This window comes from Paenibacillus tundrae, assembly GCF_036884255.1.
Taxonomy (GTDB): Bacteria; Bacillota; Bacilli; order Paenibacillales; family Paenibacillaceae; genus Paenibacillus.
Genome location: NZ_CP145605.1, coordinates 1 through 20137 on the forward strand (window position 1 = coordinate 1; position 20137 = coordinate 20137).

Below are 20137 nucleotides of genomic sequence, written 5' to 3' on the forward strand. Positions count from 1 at the left end.
GTGGACAGCCATACTTCTGATTTATGGCAGCAAATTTTATCAATCATACAAAACAAACTCAGCAAACCAAGCTTCGATACCTGGTTCAAAGCAACCAAAGCGACGAAGCTTAATGACCGTTCCATCGTCATTTCCGCACCGACAACGTTTGCCGTCGAATGGCTGGAGAGTCGCTATACCAAACTGGTAGGTTCGACGGTATATGAGCTACTCGGCAAGCAAGTCGATGTGAAATTTGTCATTGAGGAGAACAAGCCTGCTGAACCGGATCCGCAACTGCCGGCACCAACCCCTAAGGTTGTGCAGGAAGAAGCGGTACTGAGCATGCTGAATCCAAAATATACATTCGATACTTTTGTCATTGGCCCTGGCAACCGTTTTGCCCATGCCGCATCGCTTGCGGTCGCTGAAGCGCCCGCAAAAGCATATAACCCTCTTTTCCTATATGGAGGAGTAGGACTTGGCAAAACCCACTTGATGCATGCAATTGGACACTATGTTCTGGAGCATGACCCAAGCAGTAAGGTTGTTTATTTGTCGTCTGAGAAATTCACGAACGAGTTCATCAACTCCATCCGTGATAACCGCGGGGAGAGCTTCCGTAACAAATATCGCAACGTCGATATTCTGCTTATTGATGATATTCAGTTCCTGGCCGGAAAAGAATCAACACAAGAGGAATTTTTCCATACGTTTAATGCGCTGCATGAGGAACGGAAACAGATTATTATCTCAAGCGATAGACCACCTAAGGAGATTCCAACACTGGAAGAACGGCTTCGTTCCCGCTTTGAGTGGGGGTTAATTACAGATATTCAGCCTCCAGATCTGGAGACGCGGATTGCCATTTTGCGTAAAAAGGCGCGTGCGGAGAATCTGGATATCCCTAATGAAGCGATGATGTACATCGCCAATCAGATTGACACCAACATTCGTGAGCTCGAAGGTGCCCTGATTCGGGTTGTAGCCTATTCTTCGTTAACGAATCAAGATGTATCATCTCATCTGGCTGCTGAAGCACTGAAGGATATTATTCCTTCCAGCCGTCCCAAAATGATCACTATTCAAGACATCCAACAAAAGGTCGGCGAGTATTACAGCCTTAAGCTAGAAGATTTCAAAGCACGGAAACGTACAAAAGCTGTTGCTTTTCCAAGACAGATTGCCATGTATCTTTCACGTGAATTGACTGATTTTTCTCTGCCCAAGATCGGGGAAGCATTCGGAGGACGAGATCACACTACAGTCATTCATGCGCACGAAAAAATATCCCAATCGATTAAAAACGATCAGGATCTCTATAAAGTTATCAACAACTTAACCGAAAAAATAAAGAATCCAACCTGAACAAGTCCAAAGCCTATGCACAACGTGTACACATGTGGATAGGCTTAATTTTATGGGTTTTACCCCACTTATCCACATATTCAGTGCCCCTATTACTATTATTACTAAAAAGATCTTAAAGATATCATCTACAAATACGCTTTTTCGAACCATCGCCTTCGGCTTTTGAAAAACACAAATCAACACCTCAACATCCCAAAAAAATCGCTAGGAGTGAAACCATGAAAATCAGCATAATGAAAAGCTATTTAAACGAGTCCATTCAGCATGTATCTAAAGCAATCTCCAGTCGAACAACAATCCCCATCTTGAGCGGTATCAAATTTGATGTAAATCATCAAGGTGTAACTTTGACAGCAAGCGACACGGACATCTCCATCCAATCCTTTATCCCTCTGGAAGATGGTGATAAAAGTGTTGTTCAAGTTGATCAACCCGGCAGCGTCGTATTGCCAGCCAAATTCTTTGTCGAAATTATCAAGAAATTGCCTTCCCAAGAAGTACAGATGGAAGTCAAAGATAACTTCAACACCTTTATCTCAGCAGGGGCTACCGAGATTCAGCTCGTAGGCCTTGATCCAGAGGAATTCCCTGTTTTGCCGAGTATCGAAGAAAATCAAACGGTCTCCATCCCTGGAGATTTACTTAAAAATATGATTAAGCAAACGGTATTCTCCATTTCCACACATGAGACAACTCCAATCTTGACAGGTGTACTGTGGAGTTTAGTTGATAATGAGTTGAAATTTGTGGCAACAGACCGTCACCGTCTTGCTACTCGTTCAGCTATGCTGGATAATGCAGAGGGTATTCGTTTTAACAATGTCGTCATTTCAGGTAAGACGCTGAACGAACTTAGCAAAATCGTACCTGACCAAAATACGCTTGTTGATATCGTTGTAGCTGACAATCAAGTTTTGTTCAAAATTGACCGCGTATTGTTCTACTCCCGTATTCTGGATGGCACATATCCGGATACTTCTAGAATTATTCCAACGTCGTACAAAACAGAACTTGTTTTGGATACCAAAAAATTAAGCGAATCAATCGATCGTGCTTATTTGCTGTCACGTGAGGAAAAAACAAACATTGTGCGCATGCAAACGATGGATTCTGGAACAATCGAAATTTCTTCAAGCTCCTCTGAGCTGGGAAAAGTAAGAGAAGAGATCGAACCAGCAGATTTCAGTGGCGATCCATTGAAAATCTCGTTTAACTCCAAATACATGCTGGACGTACTGAAAGTCGTGGAAAGTGAACAACTGATGATCGCTTTTACTGGTGTCATGAGCCCAATCATCTTAAAACCACTGGATGACAGTCACAGCCTATACGTTATATTGCCTTACCGGACTACCAACTAACGAAACGTGAGGAGAATTCCAATTGAACCGAGTAACCATTCGTACGGAATATATTAAGCTTGACCAGTTTTTGAAGCTGGCAGACTGCATTCCAACTGGAGGCATGGCCAAAGCTTTGCTCCAAGAAGGACTTGTACGTGTGAATAAAGAGCCTGAAGAACGCCGGGGACGCAAGTTATACCCTGGGGATATCGTTGAAGTGGACGGAGAAGGCGCATTCGAAGTTGCCGCAGAATAATCCAGTTCGATTCTGCTGCCTCCTGACGGACGGAAGAAAAGGGAGGGTACCTTGTGTTTGTCAACAGCATTGAGCTGCAGCAATTCCGAAATTATGAGCATCTAAAGCTGGACTCTTTTGGCCCTGTGAACTTACTGATCGGTCAAAATGCTCAAGGTAAGACCAATCTTGCAGAAGCCATTTTTGCACTGGCCCTTACAAAGAGCCATCGTACATCTCGCGATAAGGAGCTAATTCGTTTCGGTGAGGAACGTGCTAGACTCACTGCAGAAGTCGACAAAAAGTATGGATCAGTTAAACTGGAGCTGGCATTGTCGCAACAAGGCAAAAAAGCAAAGATTAACGGGTTAGAGCAGCGCAAGTTAAGTGATTTTGTCGGGACGCTAAATGTGGTTATGTTTGCCCCCGAAGATCTGGAGATCGTCAAAGGCACGCCGGGGGTTCGCCGCCGGTTCCTTGATATGGAGATTGGTCAGGTTGCCCCAGGTTACCTATACCATCTGCAGCAGTACCAAAAAGTACTTGTACAGCGCAACAATTTGCTCAAACAACTATGGGGACAGAACGCCTCAGCCCAGACGATGCTTGAAGTCTGGAACGAGCAACTGGTCGAGCACGGTGTTAAAATCGTCAAAAAAAGGAAACAATTCATAAAGAAACTCCAAAAGTGGGCAGAAACCATTCATCAAGGCATCACTGGAGGCGGAGAAGTACTTCGTTTAGCCTATCTTCCTTCCTTCAGCGAAGCGTCTGAGGAAGATGAAGCTGTTTTAATGGACCAATTTATGATAAAATTATCACAAATGAAAGAGCAGGAGATTCGCCGAGGCACAACGCTAAGTGGGCCACATCGGGATGACCTGTCCTTTTTCATTAACGACCGGGAAGTACAAACGTATGGCTCGCAGGGACAGCAACGTACAACTGCGTTGTCTATTAAACTCGCGGAAATCGAGCTGATACACGAAGAAATCGGAGAATATCCGGTTCTGTTGCTTGACGATGTATTATCTGAGCTGGATCCTTTTCGTCAGACGCAGCTGATCGAGACGTTCCAGAGTAAGGTCCAAACCTTTATTACAGCTACCGGAATCGAGAGCTTGAATCTTGATAAGCTCAAAGATGCCAGTATTTATCACGTTCATGCCGGACAGGTTGAACGCTAAGGAGTGAGGGTCTATGTACATTCATCTGGGCGGAGAGAAGATCATCCGTTCTTCCGAATTGGTCGCTATTTTTGATATATCGATTGAAAAATCCTCGAAAATCTCCAAGCAGTATGTCACGTATGCTGAGCAAGAAAAGACGGTTGAGCATATTGGCGAAGAGGAAGCCAAGTCTATTGTTGTGACCAAAAATATTGTGTACTACTCACCTATTTCCTCTGCCACGCTTAAGAAGCGGGCTCACATTTTTCCTGATCTCTAGGGGTTACTGAATGCAATGATTGTGTCTTTACTGCTTGTTTTATTTGGACAGCTTGTTGAAATTAAGAGAGGAATCCTATTTCAGCAAGTATTCTTAGTTAACGCATATTTACGATATTGAATCTATAGAAGTAGGTGAAAGGCATGTCTATGAATCAACCGTCCTATGATGCGAATGAAATTCAGGTCCTTGAAGGACTGGAAGCCGTACGGAAGCGTCCGGGGATGTATATCGGTTCTACCAGTGCCAAAGGTCTGCATCATCTGGTCTGGGAAGTAGTGGACAACAGTATCGACGAAGCGCTTGCGGGTTACTGTGACCATATCGAGGTTACGATCCACGAAGATAACAGTGTCACTGTAGTCGATAACGGACGTGGTATTCCTGTCGGCGAACATGCCAAGATGAAACGACCTGCACTTGAGGTTGTTATGACCGTCCTGCATGCGGGTGGTAAATTTGGCGGCGGCGGGTACAAAGTATCCGGCGGTTTGCACGGTGTAGGTGTATCCGTAGTGAACGCCCTCTCGGAAAAGGTAGTCGTGACCGTTAAGCGTGATGGACATATGTATCAACAGGAGTATCGCCGTGGTGCACCTCAATATGACCTAAAAACACTCGGTACTGCGGAGGAGACAGGAACGACGGTTACATTCCATCCCGATCCAGAAATTTTCACTGAGACGTTGGTGTACGATTACGATACTTTGCTTACTCGTATTCGCGAGTTGGCATTCCTGAACAAGGGGATTGGTCTTACCCTTACGGATGAACGTACGGGAGCAACAAATTCATTCCTGTACGAAGGCGGTATTATCGAGTACGTTTCGTTCCTAAATCAAAAGCGTGAGGTTCTTCACGAGAATCCGATTTACGTAGAAGGATCAAGAGACAATATCCAAGTGGAGGTTGCTCTGCAATATAACGACAACTTCACGGAGAATATTTATTCTTTTGCGAATAACATCAACACCCATGAAGGTGGAACTCATGAATCTGGCTTCAAGAGTGCATTGACACGGATTATCAATGACTATGCTCGTAAAGCTGGCGTGATTAAGGATAGTACAGGCAACCTGTCAGGCGATGATGTGCGTGAAGGTCTGACAGCGATTATTTCTGTCAAAATCCCGGAGCCGCAATTTGAAGGACAGACGAAGACCAAGCTCGGAAATAGTGAAGTCCGTGGTATTGTGGAATCCCTATTTGCTGAGAAGTTGCAGGAATTTCTGGAGGAGAACCCTTCAGTTTCCCGTCGAATCTTGGAAAAAGGTTTGCAAGCTGCCCGTGCTCGTGAAGCCGCTCGTAAAGCGCGTGAATTGACAAGACGTAAAGGTGCACTCGAGGTTAGCTCTCTGCCTGGTAAACTAGCAGACTGTTCTTCCAAGGATGCTTCCATTAGCGAACTTTACATCGTCGAAGGAGATTCGGCAGGTGGTTCTGCTAAACAAGGTCGTGATCGTCATTTCCAAGCGATTTTGCCACTGCGTGGTAAAATCCTGAACGTGGAAAAGGCACGTCTGGATCGCATCTTGGGTAATGCGGAGATCAGAGCGATTATTACCGCAATGGGAACAGGAATCGGCGACGATTTCGATATTTCTAAGGCACGTTACCACAAAATCATCCTGATGACGGATGCCGATGTCGATGGTGCACATATTCGTACATTGCTTCTGACATTCCTGTATCGATACATGCGCAAAATTATCGAGGCTGGATATGTGTATATTGCACAGCCACCATTGTTCAAGATTGAGCGTAACAAAGTCATTCGCTACGCAGGTTCCGAGAAAGAACGTGATGAAATCATCGCAAGTCTTGGTGAAAATGCGAAGTTTAATGTCCAACGTTATAAAGGTCTTGGTGAGATGAATGCCGGACAATTGTGGGAAACAACGATGGATCCTGAGAGTCGGACGATGCTACAAGTATCGATTAGCGATGCGATGTTAGCGGATGCTATGTTCGATACGTTGATGGGTGATAACGTCGAACCACGTCGTGATTTTATCCAGGAAAATGCGAAGTATGTCAAAAATCTCGATATTTGATGATTGTTAAGAATAGGCGCCGGTGAGGCGCCTTTTTTTATTTTGGTAATTGGCATTGGGTTATAGGCCCGCATTATCTATCGTGCGCGTTTTTTGGAGGAGGATGCTTGTGCTTTAGTTGTTTTGCGTGTTGTCTTGCCTTTCTTGGATGGCAGCCTTCCATACGCTATAGCATAACGTTTGATTTTGCGGTAAGCCCCTTTATCAGGCAACAGTCCGAAGGCGTAGATGCCGGGTAAAGTGTTCACTTCTAGTATCCATGGACGCCCTGATCCATCTAGAGCAATATCAATGCCAATTTCCTTGAGTCTCGGAAACGTCTGTTGCAATTGCACAGCGGTATGGATTCCAAGCCGGTACAGCTCATTCCGGAGTTCTTGAAAGCGAGTATTTGAAAGATGAGGCTTAACCAGCTCTTCAAAGGTGGCCAAGCGCCCACCACCATGAATGTTAGTAATGATTTTGCCAGGAGCAGCAACTCTACCTAGAATACCTGTAGTTTCCCATGATCCCCTGAGATTCTTTTGGGTGAGCACCCGTAAATCGAACGGTAGACCTTCATGTTTTAACAAGGAAATGCCCTGTTGAATGATATATTCGTGGTGCTTAATTTTTTCGTTAAGAGCAAGCTCTAGTTCATCAAGGGAATGGAATACGTTCTGCTGTGTACCGTATTGCAGTTCGTACGAAGTCGTTTGAATAGTAACAGGTTGCACATCCTGATCTGCTGTTAAAGATTCGCTATCTGAACCGGAGTTAGAGGAGTCTTCATCAGTTTCTTCTATGCTGGTATCCAGGATGGAAGGAGGTGCAGGCCGCATGGTGTGTATCGTTTTGACCCGCATAACGCCATTACCATAGGTTCCTCGATCCGGCTTGATATAATTCAATTCATACAGCTCGGTCATCCGTTCTAGAGTTTGACGATTGTATCGACGCGTGACAGGAAGATACCTGCTCACACCGCGGCTGCGCTGCAGCACAACCGTTTTGGTCCATTTACTGGAGACACGCTGGATACTCAAGAGACACCAGTCCTTTCGTGTTTTACTTATAGTTCTTCAGAGAGTAGCAGCACAGAGAATTCAAAGGACAAGAGATGATTTCAGTGGTATAATAGAGAAATATGGCGTTTTGTGTGGTTTGCTGCACAATTTGTAGTTTTACCGTAGATTGGGAACGGCATCAGCCTTGTATACACAGTACATATGCCGCATTTTCTAGCATTGTATGTGTGAAATGGCAGGAGGGCAGGGCTAATCCCCAGACCACCAAAAGTTCCTAGAAGAAGATGTTCAAAAAGTCCACTTTTGATTACGAGGATGCCTAGTGTCATCTCAGTGTCGAATATGGATTCAGCCGAAAACGCCTTTTTTGAACACAGACTAGAATAAGGCTATTGTCCTGCAGACGTTTAATTGTGTAACTTTTGTGAAAGTAATATAATAAAGAGTAGCGTTTTTGCGCGGTTTTAGCCTTGTTAGGCTTTTCACATACAAAGAAAACTGATTGATTGAATGGAACGTTTGTTGAAGGACAAGAAGGAGGTCCAGCATGGCGGAAGAAATGAATTCGCAGATTAAAGATCGGGATATTGGCGTCGAGATGCGTGAGTCGTTTATGGATTACGCGATGAGCATCATTGTTAGCCGTGCTTTGCCTGATGTACGTGATGGCTTGAAGCCGGTTCACCGTCGTATTCTTTACGCAATGTCGGAGCTAGGCATGACACCCGATAAACCTCACAAAAAATCAGCCAGAATCGTCGGCGAAGTTATCGGTAAGTATCACCCTCACGGTGACTCTGCGGTATACGAAACGATGGTACGGATGGCTCAGGATTTCTCTTTGCGTTATATGCATGTCGATGGTCACGGTAACTTCGGATCGGTAGATGGCGATATGGCAGCAGCGATGCGTTATACCGAGGCTCGGTTGTCCAAGATTGCTATGGAAATGCTCAGAGATATCAATAAAGATACGATTGATTTCCAGCCGAACTATGACGGCGAAGAGCAAGAACCTGTTGTATTACCAGCTCGTTTCCCTAACTTGCTTGTTAACGGTGTAGGCGGAATCGCGGTAGGTATGGCCACGAATATCCCTCCTCATAACTTGGGCGAGGTTATCGATGGTGTACAGGCAATGATCAAAAATCCAGACATTACGTCTATGGAGTTAATGGACTATATTCACGGACCGGATTTCCCTACAGCTGGTTACATCCTGGGACGTTCAGGAATTCGCCAAGCGTATCAGACTGGACGTGGCTCGGTAACCATGAGAGCCAAGACGAACATCGAAGAGAACAATAATAAAGCAAGAATCGTAGTTACGGAGCTTCCTTACCAGGTCAATAAAGCGAGACTCGTTGAGAAGATTGCTGAACTGGTACGTGACAAAAAAATCGATGGCATCACCGATCTTCGTGATGAATCAGACCGTACAGGTATGCGAATCGTGATTGAGCTTCGCCGAGATGTGAATCCAGGTGTAGTGCTCAATAACTTGTACAAGCATACGTCGATGCAGTCCACATTCGGCATTAACATGCTAGCGATTGTGAACAAAGAGCCTAAGATTCTGAATTTGCGTGAAGTGTTGTATCACTACTTGCAGCATCAGATTGAGGTCATTCGCAGACGTACGCAGTTTGAACTGAGAAAAGCGGAAGCTCGCGCTCACATCCTGGAAGGTTTACGTATCGCTTTGGATCATATTGACGAGATTATTACGTTGATTCGTTCCTCCAGTAATACAGATGCCGCTAGAGAAGGATTGATTGAGCGATTCTCACTTAGTCATGACCAGGCTCAAGCTATCCTCGATATGCGTTTGCAACGCCTTACAGGTTTGGAACGCGAACGTATCGAAAATGAATATAACGAATTGATGATCAAAATCGCAGAATATCGCGAAATTCTAGCTAATGAGCATCTGGTACTTGAAATTATCAGTACAGAGCTGCAAGAAATTCGTGAACGCTTCGGTGATGATCGTCGAACTGAGATTACCATTGGTGAAGAAAGCATCTTGGATGAGGATCTGATTCCTCGTGAAGAGGTTATTATCACAATTACGCATACGGGCTACGTGAAACGTTTGCCGGTATCCACGTATCGTAGTCAGAAGCGAGGGGGACGTGGAGTTGTAGGTATGGACACGAAAGATACCGACTTTGTCGAGCATCTATTTGTGACCAACTCACACAACTATCTCATGTTCTTCACCGACAAAGGTAAAGTGTATCGTCTCAAAGCTTATGAGATTCCAGAGCTTGGGCGTACTGCACGAGGAACACCAATTATTAACCTGATCCAGATCGAGCAGGGAGAATCGGTTAATGCGGTTATTCCAGTGCAGGAATTCGAAAGTGATAAGTATCTATTCTTCGCTACCCGTCAGGGTGTTGTGAAGAAGACACCACTTGAGGATTACACTAACATTCGCAAAGGCGGTCTCATCGGGATCTCCTTACGTGAAGATGATGCCCTGATTGAAGTTAAGCTGACCGATGGACAGCAAGAGATCATCATGGGTACAGCTCACGGAATGTCTATCCGTTTCTCCGAAGCCAATGTTCGTTCGATGGGACGTAGTGCAACAGGGGTAAAAGGGATCACGTTGGATACAGATGATGTTGTCATTGGCATGGACGTTGTTGATCAGGAGTTGGATGTTCTGATCGTTACGGCCAAAGGATACGGTAAACGTACTCCTGTCAGCGATTATCGTATGCAGACTCGTGGTGGTAAAGGAATCAAGACCATTAACGTTACAGAGAAGAACGGTGCTGTCGTTAGCCTAAAAATGGTGAAAACCGAAGAAGACCTGATGATTATCACATCCAGTGGTACATTGATTCGAATGAGTATGGAAGGCATATCCACCATGGGTCGATACACGCAAGGTGTTAAGCTTATTCATATCCGCGATGAAGATGCTGTAGCGACGGTTAGTCGGATTGATAAGAATGAAGATGAACCGGATGAATTGCTAGAAGAATTGGAAGCAGGAGAAGCTGCTGAAGGTGAAGCTGAACCGTCAACAGATAACGAAGATACGGATTCAGACAACGGTGATTCAGAAGCATAGTCCATTAGGATTTACGAAGATTATTCTATAGTAGGTTGAAGATATAGTAGAGGGTTCCTTAAGGAGCCCTCTTTTTATTTATGGTTTACGCGCAAAATCTAGGATGTACAGCCTGATTAGCGAGTAATATAATGATAAATATCATGGGAAATTGGGACTATGGTCTTATTTTATAGAAGAATAATGAGTGAGGGGAATGACTATGGGATTAATCACCTTATCTGAAGTAAAGCCAGGACTTAAACTGGGGAATGATGTACATACTTCTCGCGGTAACGTTTTGTTGCAAAAAGGCAAAGTCATTTTACCTAAAGATATAGAAGTGCTTAAAGCATTTCTGATTCATCAGGTCGACATTGATCAGGAACGTGTAGGCACAAGCAATACAGGCTCTAGAGGCACTTCTACCGCATCAGCTAATACTGGAGTGGAGAAGAATGGAGAACGGTCTAGCAGGGGGGCTGGTGCAGTCATAGCACCTATAGTCTCATCTCTCCATGAAGAATATGAGAAGATGGTGGCGATGACCAAGAATGCCTTCCTCTCTTCTCTCGCTGCAGAGTTGCCTGTATACGAACTTCGTACACAGCTTGAAGCTATGTTTGTTCACCTTAAGCAATATAATGTTCTCACTTTTAGCCCGCGCGTGATGCACGAGCACGACTATGTTTACCACCATGCAGTTCTAAGTGCAATTACATCCTATCAATTAGCACAGTGGATGGAGCTGCCGTCCAAAGATTGGATGCAAGTAGCGTTTGCAGGTCTATTCCACGATATCGGTAACAACAAGGTAGATCCATTGATACTCCATAAACCATCTGCATTAACAGTGGAGGAGCAGGAAGAGATCCGCCAGCATACGAAATATGGATATCAAGTGTTGAAGCAAGCAAAAGCAATTAACGAGGGAGCTAGACTAGCGGCACTACAGCATCACGAAAAGGTAGATGGATCAGGCTATCCCTTGCAGTTAAGCGGTACACAGATTCATATCTATGCCAAGATTGTAGCCATTGCCGATATTTTTCACGCGATGACGTTAGAAAAGATCTATCGCAAAGCACAATCTCCTTATTTAGTATTAGAGCAAATTCAGAGCGAGGCGTTTGGAAAATTAGATCCAACAATTGTGAATGTATTTATTCAGCGTTCCACGCAGATCCACAATGGCATACGTGTTAGACTTAGCAATAATTTAATTGGAGAGATCATTTTCTCAGATCGTGACCATCCTACCCGTCCAATGGTATCTGTTGAAGGAAGTATCATTAATCTAATGCAACAAAGACAGCTTCATATCCAGGAAGTTATCCGTTCGTAGCTTATATAGAACGTGCGCTACTACATCGATATCAATAAAGGTTCCTTTGAGGGGCTTTTATTGATATGTATCATGTATAAAACTTTTTTCAAAAAAAAGCTTGTGTTCTAAATCTGTACATGGTATATTCTAATTCCGGCCAAGAAAACACAAGAAACACGGTGCGGCAAGCAAACAAAATAAGCTTCGAAAGAAACTTAAAAAAAGAGCTTGCAAAGTTGGTTCGGATGTGATAAGATATAAAAGTTGCTGACGAGAACGAATGTCGGCGCTGAAATAAGTTTGATCTTTGAAAACTGAACAACGAGTGAGTAATCATCCTGCTTGCAGGATGAAAAAAAATGAGATTTTTAATCTCGTCAGATTCAAAATGAGCTAATCGCTCTTTTCAATACTTTATTGGAGAGTTTGATCCTGGCTCAGGACGAACGCTGGCGGCATGCCTAATACATGCAAGTCGAGCGGACTTGAAGAGAAGCTTGCTTCTCTGATGGTTAGCGGCGGACGGGTGAGTAACACGTAGGCAACCTGCCCTCAAGCTTGGGACAACTACCGGAAACGGTAGCTAATACCGAATACTTGTTTTCTTCGCCTGAAGGAAACTGGAAAGATGGAGCAATCTATCACTTGAGGATGGGCCTGCGGCGCATTAGCTAGTTGGTGAGGTAACGGCTCACCAAGGCGACGATGCGTAGCCGACCTGAGAGGGTGATCGGCCACACTGGGACTGAGACACGGCCCAGACTCCTACGGGAGGCAGCAGTAGGGAATCTTCCGCAATGGGCGAAAGCCTGACGGAGCAATGCCGCGTGAGTGATGAAGGTTTTCGGATCGTAAAGCTCTGTTGCCAGGGAAGAACGCTTGGGAGAGTAACTGCTCTCAAGGTGACGGTACCTGAGAAGAAAGCCCCGGCTAACTACGTGCCAGCAGCCGCGGTAATACGTAGGGGGCAAGCGTTGTCCGGAATTATTGGGCGTAAAGCGCGCGCAGGCGGTCATTTAAGTCTGGTGTTTAATCCCGGGGCTCAACCCCGGATCGCACTGGAAACTGGGTGACTTGAGTGCAGAAGAGGAGAGTGGAATTCCACGTGTAGCGGTGAAATGCGTAGATATGTGGAGGAACACCAGTGGCGAAGGCGACTCTCTGGGCTGTAACTGACGCTGAGGCGCGAAAGCGTGGGGAGCAAACAGGATTAGATACCCTGGTAGTCCACGCCGTAAACGATGAGTGCTAGGTGTTAGGGGTTTCGATACCCTTGGTGCCGAAGTTAACACATTAAGCACTCCGCCTGGGGAGTACGGTCGCAAGACTGAAACTCAAAGGAATTGACGGGGACCCGCACAAGCAGTGGAGTATGTGGTTTAATTCGAAGCAACGCGAAGAACCTTACCAGGTCTTGACATCCCTCTGACCGGTACAGAGATGTACCTTTCCTTCGGGACAGAGGAGACAGGTGGTGCATGGTTGTCGTCAGCTCGTGTCGTGAGATGTTGGGTTAAGTCCCGCAACGAGCGCAACCCTTATATTTAGTTGCCAGCACTTCGGGTGGGCACTCTAGATAGACTGCCGGTGACAAACCGGAGGAAGGTGGGGATGACGTCAAATCATCATGCCCCTTATGACCTGGGCTACACACGTACTACAATGGCCGGTACAACGGGCTGCGAAACCGCGAGGTGGAGCCAATCCCAACAAAGCCGGTCTCAGTTCGGATTGCAGGCTGCAACTCGCCTGCATGAAGTCGGAATTGCTAGTAATCGCGGATCAGCATGCCGCGGTGAATACGTTCCCGGGTCTTGTACACACCGCCCGTCACACCACGAGAGTTTATAACACCCGAAGTCGGTGGGGTAACCGCAAGGAGCCAGCCGCCGAAGGTGGGATAGATGATTGGGGTGAAGTCGTAACAAGGTAGCCGTATCGGAAGGTGCGGCTGGATCACCTCCTTTCTATGGAGAATCGTTTCCCGTAGCGGAAACATTCAAATACAAGTCTTCAGGAAGCATGCTTCCGAAGCGAGCTTTACTTCGTAAAGCTTTTAACTCACTCGTTGCTCAGTTTTGAGAGCTCAAACTCTCAAACAGCTTGCTTTTGCATGGAGCTTGTTCTTTGAAAACTAGATATCGAAACGAACGAAAATGCGAATTAGAACATTCCTTTAAGCTGATCTTGTGTAAACAAGTGAAGTGTTTTATAAGGTAGACTGCTGGAGCGAGTGATCGAAATGGAACGACTTTTGGCTTTGCGCAAGCAAAACAAGGGAAGTGACAGCTCGAACACGAGCGAATGGTTAAGCTACTAAGAGCACACGGAGGATGCCTAGGCGCTAGGAGCCGATGAAGGACGTGGCGAACAACGAAACTGCCTCGGGGAGCTGTAAGCAAGCTTTGATCCGGGGGTGTCCGAATGGGGAAACCCAGCTGGGGTAATTTCCAGTTACTCATAACTGAATACATAGGTTATGTAGAGGCATACCAGGGGAACTGAAACATCTAAGTACCTTGAGGAAGAGAAAACAATAGTGATTCCGTCAGTAGCGGCGAGCGAACGCGGAGAAGCCCAAACCAAGGAGCTTGCTCTTTGGGGTTGTGGGACGTCTCACATGGAGTTACAAAGGAACCGGTTAAACGAAGAGGTCTGGAAAGGCCCGCCAAAGAAGGTAAAAGCCCTGTAATTGAAAGTCTGTTCCCTCCGAGACGGATCCCGAGTAGTGCGGGGCACGTGAAACCCCGTATGAATCCGGCAGGACCATCTGCCAAGGCTAAATACTTCCTAGCGACCGATAGTGAAGCAGTACCGTGAGGGAAAGGTGAAAAGCACCCCGGAAGGGGAGTGAAATAGAACCTGAAACCGTGTGCTTACAAAAAGTCAGAGCCCGTTTTAGGGGTGATGGCGTGCCTTTTGTAGAATGAACCGGCGAGTTACGTTCCCGTGCAAGGTTAAGGTGAAGAGCCGGAGCCGCAGCGAAAGCGAGTCTGAATAGGGCGACATAGTACGTGGACGTAGACCCGAAACCGGGTGATCTACCCCTGTCCAGGGTGAAGGTGCGGTAACACGCACTGGAGGCCCGAACCCACGCACGTTGAAAAGTGCGGGGATGAGGTGGGGGTAGCGGAGAAATTCCAATCGAACTCGGAGATAGCTGGTTCTCCCCGAAATAGCTTTAGGGCTAGCCTCGGAAAACAGAGTCGTGGAGGTAGAGCACTGATTGGGTGCGGGGCCCGCAAGGGTTACCAAGCTCAGTCAAACTCCGAATGCCATAGACTTACTTCCGGGAGTCAGACAGTGAGTGCTAAGATCCATTGTCAAAAGGGAAACAGCCCAGACCATCAGCTAAGGTCCCCAAGTGTGTGTTAAGTGGGAAAGGATGTGGAGTTGCACAGACAACCAGGATGTTGGCTTAGAAGCAGCCACCATTTAAAGAGTGCGTAATAGCTCACTGGTCGAGTGACTCTGCGCCGAAAATGTAACGGGGCTAAACACACCACCGAAGCTATGGCTTGATGCTTGCATCAGGGGTAGGGGAGCGTTGTATAAGGGTTGAAGGTGTACCGTAAGGAGCGCTGGACATTATACAAGTGAGAATGCCGGTATGAGTAACGAAAAGATCAGTGAGAATCTGATCCGCCGAAAGCCTAAGGGTTCCTGAGGAAGGCTCGTCCACTCAGGGTAAGTCGGGACCTAAGGCGAGGCCGAAAGGCGTAGTCGAAGGACAACAGGTCGAAATTCCTGTACCACCGTAAGCCGTTATGAGCAATGGGAGGACGCAGTAGGGTAGTGACGCAGGCTGATGGATGCCTGTCCAAGCAGTGAGGCTGATGTGTAGGCAAATCCGCACATCATAAGGCTGGGCTGTGATGGGGAGTGAAAATTACAGTAGCGAAGGTCATGATCTCACACTGCCAAGAAAAGTCTCTAGCCAGGTGATGGTGCCCGTACCGCAAACCGACACAGGTAGGCGAGAAGAGAATTCTAAGGCGCGCGGAAGAACTCTCGTTAAGGAACTCGGCAAAATGACCCCGTAACTTCGGGAGAAGGGGTGCCCCGGTAGTGTGAATAGCACGAGGGGGCCGCAGTGAAAAGGCCCAAGCGACTGTTTAGCAAAAACACAGGTCTGTGCGAAGCCGTAAGGCGAAGTATACGGGCTGACGCCTGCCCGGTGCTGGAAGGTTAAGGGGAGCGGTTAGGAGCAATCCGAAGCTGTGAACCGAAGCCCCAGTAAACGGCGGCCGTAACTATAACGGTCCTAAGGTAGCGAAATTCCTTGTCAGGTAAATTCTGACCCGCACGAATGGCGTAACGACTTGGGCGCTGTCTCAACGAGAGATCCGGTGAAATTTTAATACCTGTGAAGATGCAGGTTACCCGCGACAAGACGGAAAGACCCCATGGAGCTTTACTGCAGCTTGATATTGAATTTGGGTACGATCTGTACAGGATAGGTGGGAGCCTTTGAAACCGGAGCGCCAGCTTCGGTGGAGGCACCGTTGGGATACCACCCTGATCGTATCTAGGTTCTAACCTGGTACCGTAATCCGGTGCGGGGACAGTGTCAGGTGGGCAGTTTGACTGGGGCGGTCGCCTCCTAAAGAGTAACGGAGGCGCCCAAAGGTTCCCTCAGAATGGTTGGAAATCATTCGAAGAGTGCAAAGGCATAAGGGAGCTTGACTGCGAGACCTACAAGTCGAGCAGGGACGAAAGTCGGGCTTAGTGATCCGGTGGTACCGCATGGAAGGGCCATCGCTCAACGGATAAAAGCTACCCTGGGGATAACAGGCTTATCTCCCCCAAGAGTCCACATCGACGGGGAGGTTTGGCACCTCGATGTCGGCTCATCGCATCCTGGGGCTGAAGTAGGTCCCAAGGGTTGGGCTGTTCGCCCATTAAAGCGGTACGCGAGCTGGGTTCAGAACGTCGTGAGACAGTTCGGTCCCTATCTGTCGTGGGCGTAGGAAATTTGAGAGGAGCTGTCCTTAGTACGAGAGGACCGGGATGGACGTACCGCTGGTGTACCAGTTGTTCCGCCAGGAGCACCGCTGGGTAGCTATGTACGGACGGGATAAGCGCTGAAAGCATCTAAGCGTGAAGCCCCCCTCAAGATGAGATTTCCCAGTATGTAAGACCCCTTGAAGACGACGAGGTAGATAGGCTGGGGGTGGAAGTGCAGTAATGCATGGAGCTGACCAGTACTAATCGGTCGAGGGCTTATCCAATAGCAGGTTCTAATCGCAGACTTTCGTTTCGAATCTAGTTTTCAGAGAACAACACTCTGAAATGTAAGCTAAGCTATGCGTTTGGTGGCGATGGCGGAGGGGTTCCACACGTACCCATCCCGAACACGACCGTTAAGCCCTCTAGCGCCGATGGTACTTGGACCGCAGGGTCCTGGGAGAGTAGGACGCCGCCAAGCAAAGAACCACTGCCGATGTTATTCGGTGGTGGTTTTTATTTGTTTATAGCTCTTTTCTGAAAATATGATATCGTTTTGACATTTTCTAACGAAAAGAAGGTAACAGTTTTGTTACGGAAAGAAAGCTCAAAACCAGTATAATAGGACTATGTTAATTATGCTAAAAGTACCTCAATACAGAGCTGGAATGTGCAGCTGTGAAAAGGAGGGTGTGTGTGTTAAGTCGGCGAATACTCGGACTATGTTCATTTCTAATGATCTGCATGTTGGTTATACTAACCGCTTGCGGTGAAACAGGAGTCGCATGGACTTCTTATGAAGGAGCGGTTAATGAGAAAGGATTCCCCGTTCCCAAGGTAGCCAATAAATCTGACCAATCTGAAGGTAATTCGGATATGGATTATGTTCGATATACATTGTCTGGTATCAGTGAAAGCACAAGCTTGCCTGAAGTATATCTAAACGAAATCAAAAATTGGGGCTGGACAGAGGAGCAGGCTAAGCGTAATTCCAATACCTCGAGTTCCCTACGTGTATTTGCTAAAGAGGGGCATATCGTACAGTTAGCTGTGCATGATGGATTCTTTACGCTAATGGTTCCAAAGAATGATACAGCTCAAACGACTGTGAAATCATTGGATGACGAGGACTAGTGATGTCCCTGTATGATCATGAAGTAGTTTAGATCGATGAAAGGCTATATATAAAAGCGCTCGTTACAATGACGAGTGCTTTTTTGTTTGGATGTAATGGACTGTATTTAATGTGAGAATACACTTGGTTGTTTAATGCTAAAGAACCTTAAGATCGCGAAGGTCTAGCCTAATTACGTTCAACAGTTTACTCAAGACTAAGGTAGCTAAAAGGGATATAAGCGCAGATGGAGTAGGGAGAAGACAGAAGCATTAAGGTAATCATATTCCGGATATGAAGAGAATAGAGAGAAACAGAGGCGAATAGAGAAAGCAAGGTACAGAAGCCATATAAGGTACGGTTGGGATCTGTGTGAAGCCCAGGTCATAAGGAACCTGAGATTTGACGTCAACTTCTGTCTTTCGCCAGTTTGTGACTGGCACTCATCATAGATCGAGGTGAGAGTGAGCTATAGTGGCAGGAAGATACCGTACATTATTTAATCGAATTGGTGGGGATAACTCCGATAGCTTGTACCCAGCGTGTGGATAAAGGAGTAATTAAGTGAAAGAAAAAAGGTTATCCACTGTGGATAACCTTTTTTTATGATGTTGATGTACTGATCCTAAATATGGAGTGATCCAACTTAAACGAAAGTAGTAAGAAAAGCAATATTAGTGAAAGCAATATGTAGTACTTAAAATGGATCTCAATCTGCATGAGACCGGATTCATTATTGAAGATAATAAGAGACATCTTGATTAGTCAATTTAATCAGACCATCTTTGCGTTCTCTGGAAAGAAACAGAATTACATATAAGCGAGGTACAAGCAGCCAGATATGCCAGAATATTAACGCAAACGTAAAGGATAGTGGTGACCAGATCAGACATACTGTGATGATGCATAGGCCAATCCAGCAAATATTAAAGTGTACGCGCACAAACATACGGTAGCTGAAATGCTGGTCAGGGATATACCCGAGCCAAGGCATGCGGAGGCTCCAGCGCCAGCGTTTGGTATAAGAGCTACGCACTAGAAGGAGTATCGTTCTGGCGATGACATAGTGAATCCAAATTGTAATGGGGCCAGCCAGTACAAAAGATAAGAGACCCATCCAGGAGAATGCGAGTAAGTTAAAGAAAAGCATGATAATGGGCAAGCAGAGATAGCTGTAGATGACACTACGAGCGATGACCTTTTTTTTCAGAAGCCGGTATTGATAGAATGTAGCTTTATTCTCCGGTTCAGCGACCATACGTGGACAAATCCTCCTTCAGGGATCACGTTAATGTGCAAAGATGCTTCAATCTAGGTGTGGTGTGAATCCTTATGCTTATATGAACCTTGTATGTCATGGTGAGATGATGTACAAGATGTTTAACCTTATTCAGTCTAGAATCAATTATACTCCCGATGAGACAGACTGTCAGTTTCCAAGGGTGATGTATTATATATCGGCTGAAAATCCAAGATTTTTTAAGGTAATAGAATATTAGTTTTGGAGCACATCCTAAAGGTCATATTTAACGTTCAAATATATGCACGCAGACTACCTAATCCAGCCCTAGGATCGTAGAACATGCATGAACAGACGCTTTTTAAAGTGATGACGATGTTTATTATAGGTACAGACACCCAAGAGGGGCGAAGTGAATATATATATTTTGTAAAAGAAATGCACTATGAAAAGGTTTAAAATAATAGAAACTGTGCAATACTGATAGTAAACGTAAAACAAGGTGGGATGGTTGATGGAAGAACACGCCGAACACACATGTATCATATGCGAGCAACGTAAACGAGACGGCATTTTTATTGTATCCGAATTTATATGTGATACTTGTGAAGCTGAAATGGTTCATACCGATGCGCAAGATGCGAAGTACAATTATTTTGTCCATCAGATGAAGCAAATATGGGTGCAAAAGAACGCTTAAAGACAACATAACAATATATAGGTGTAGGCATGATCGAGACCCCGTGAGGGTCTTTTTTCTGTGTACAGGGAGGGGTATGAGTGAGAAAGAGATAAGACCATCTCATGAGTGCGGTGAAAAGGGATATGCTAAAATGGAGATTGATTTAGGAGATCAATTTAGTTCAATGGACAATGAACATAGGTTTAAGAAACAACTAGGAGGAGTATCGTTCTGGCGGTGACACATTGAGTACAATTGTAATGGGGCTTGCAGAGGAACCCACCGTTAATTTGTTTTTATCGTATATCATATAGGAAGAGTT

At 45.8% G+C, this 20137-nt stretch carries 12 protein-coding genes and 3 rRNA genes; 13 read left to right on the forward strand and 2 right to left on the reverse strand.

What is annotated here, in order from left to right; all coding sequences use genetic code 11:
• The 6 genes from dnaA to gyrB all read left to right on the forward strand — a co-directional run bounded on the left by dnaA (nucleotide 1) and on the right by gyrB (nucleotide 6431).
• Nucleotides 1-1347, forward strand: coding sequence for a chromosomal replication initiator protein DnaA (dnaA, locus tag V6W81_RS00005; RefSeq protein WP_145045139.1), 1347 nt, complete (start codon nucleotides 1-3; stop codon nucleotides 1345-1347).
• A gap of 221 nt (nucleotides 1348-1568) precedes the next feature.
• Nucleotides 1569-2711 (forward strand): DNA polymerase III subunit beta, encoded by a 1143-nt coding sequence (dnaN, locus tag V6W81_RS00010; protein ID WP_145045141.1) that lies wholly within the window; start codon nucleotides 1569-1571, stop codon nucleotides 2709-2711.
• Nucleotides 2712-2733: 22 nt separating this feature from the next.
• Nucleotides 2734-2949 (forward strand): S4 domain-containing protein YaaA, encoded by a 216-nt coding sequence (gene yaaA, locus V6W81_RS00015; RefSeq protein ID WP_056697580.1) that lies wholly within the window; start codon nucleotides 2734-2736, stop codon nucleotides 2947-2949.
• Nucleotides 2950-3002: 53 nt separating this feature from the next.
• Nucleotides 3003-4115, forward strand: a complete 1113-nt coding sequence (recF, locus tag V6W81_RS00020) for a DNA replication/repair protein RecF (protein ID WP_338541202.1) — start codon at nucleotides 3003-3005, stop codon at nucleotides 4113-4115.
• A gap of 13 nt (nucleotides 4116-4128) precedes the next feature.
• Complete coding sequence (remB, locus tag V6W81_RS00025) at nucleotides 4129-4377, forward strand: extracellular matrix regulator RemB (RefSeq protein WP_056697587.1); 249 nt, start codon at nucleotides 4129-4131, stop codon at nucleotides 4375-4377.
• A gap of 143 nt (nucleotides 4378-4520) precedes the next feature.
• On the forward strand, nucleotides 4521-6431 hold the full coding sequence (gyrB, locus tag V6W81_RS00030) for a DNA topoisomerase (ATP-hydrolyzing) subunit B (RefSeq protein ID WP_145045143.1): 1911 nt from the start codon (nucleotides 4521-4523) through the stop codon (nucleotides 6429-6431).
• 77 nt (nucleotides 6432-6508) lie between these two features.
• Here gyrB and V6W81_RS00035 read toward each other — a convergent pair whose 3' ends face one another.
• Nucleotides 6509-7456 carry a YheC/YheD family protein gene (locus V6W81_RS00035; protein ID WP_338541203.1) on the reverse strand — a complete coding sequence of 316 codons (948 nt, stop codon included), beginning with the start codon at nucleotides 7454-7456 and terminating at the stop codon, nucleotides 6509-6511.
• Nucleotides 7457-7985: 529 nt separating this feature from the next.
• Here V6W81_RS00035 and gyrA point away from each other — a divergent pair.
• The 6 genes from gyrA (at nucleotide 7986) to V6W81_RS00065 (ending at nucleotide 17913) form a co-directional block, all read left to right on the forward strand.
• Nucleotides 7986-10526, forward strand: coding sequence for a DNA gyrase subunit A (gene gyrA / locus V6W81_RS00040; protein ID WP_338541204.1), 2541 nt, complete (start codon nucleotides 7986-7988; stop codon nucleotides 10524-10526).
• 202 nt (nucleotides 10527-10728) lie between these two features.
• Nucleotides 10729-11850 (forward strand): HD-GYP domain-containing protein, encoded by a 1122-nt coding sequence (locus V6W81_RS00045; RefSeq protein ID WP_338541205.1) that lies wholly within the window; start codon nucleotides 10729-10731, stop codon nucleotides 11848-11850.
• 396 nt (nucleotides 11851-12246) lie between these two features.
• Nucleotides 12247-13799 (forward strand): 16S ribosomal RNA (locus V6W81_RS00050).
• 339 nt (nucleotides 13800-14138) lie between these two features.
• Nucleotides 14139-17063, forward strand: a 23S ribosomal RNA gene (locus V6W81_RS00055).
• 80 nt (nucleotides 17064-17143) lie between these two features.
• Nucleotides 17144-17260 (forward strand): 5S ribosomal RNA (gene rrf, locus V6W81_RS00060).
• Together the 16S, 23S and 5S rRNA genes form the textbook arrangement of a ribosomal RNA operon.
• 215 nt (nucleotides 17261-17475) lie before the next feature.
• Nucleotides 17476-17913, forward strand: coding sequence for a hypothetical protein (locus V6W81_RS00065; RefSeq protein ID WP_338541206.1), 438 nt, complete (start codon nucleotides 17476-17478; stop codon nucleotides 17911-17913).
• A gap of 713 nt (nucleotides 17914-18626) precedes the next feature.
• On the opposite strand, the gene V6W81_RS00070 is transcribed toward V6W81_RS00065, so the two are convergent.
• Nucleotides 18627-19151, reverse strand: a complete 525-nt coding sequence (locus tag V6W81_RS00070; protein ID WP_338541207.1) for a hypothetical protein — start codon at nucleotides 19149-19151, stop codon at nucleotides 18627-18629.
• Nucleotides 19152-19647: 496 nt separating this feature from the next.
• Between V6W81_RS00070 and V6W81_RS00075 the strand changes: the two genes are divergently transcribed.
• Nucleotides 19648-19833 carry a sigma factor G inhibitor Gin gene (locus tag V6W81_RS00075; protein ID WP_145053155.1) on the forward strand — a complete coding sequence of 62 codons (186 nt, stop codon included), beginning with the start codon at nucleotides 19648-19650 and terminating at the stop codon, nucleotides 19831-19833.
• Nucleotides 19834-20137 lie beyond the last annotated feature (304 nt).

Excerpts from the sequence above, each read along its gene's own strand:
- dnaN (WP_145045141.1), top strand. The coding sequence starts at position 1,569 with ATGAAAATCAGCATAATGAAAAGCTATTTAAACGAGTCCATTCAGCAT.
- remB (WP_056697587.1), top strand. The coding sequence starts at position 4,129 with ATGTACATTCATCTGGGCGGAGAGAAGATCATCCGTTCTTCCGAATTG.
- gyrB (WP_145045143.1), top strand. The coding sequence starts at position 4,521 with ATGTCTATGAATCAACCGTCCTATGATGCGAATGAAATTCAGGTCCTT.
- gyrA (WP_338541204.1), top strand. The coding sequence starts at position 7,986 with ATGGCGGAAGAAATGAATTCGCAGATTAAAGATCGGGATATTGGCGTC.
- V6W81_RS00045 (WP_338541205.1), top strand. The coding sequence starts at position 10,729 with ATGGGATTAATCACCTTATCTGAAGTAAAGCCAGGACTTAAACTGGGG.
- V6W81_RS00070 (WP_338541207.1), bottom strand. The coding sequence starts at position 19,151 with ATGGTCGCTGAACCGGAGAATAAAGCTACATTCTATCAATACCGGCTT.
- V6W81_RS00075 (WP_145053155.1), top strand. The coding sequence starts at position 19,648 with ATGGAAGAACACGCCGAACACACATGTATCATATGCGAGCAACGTAAA.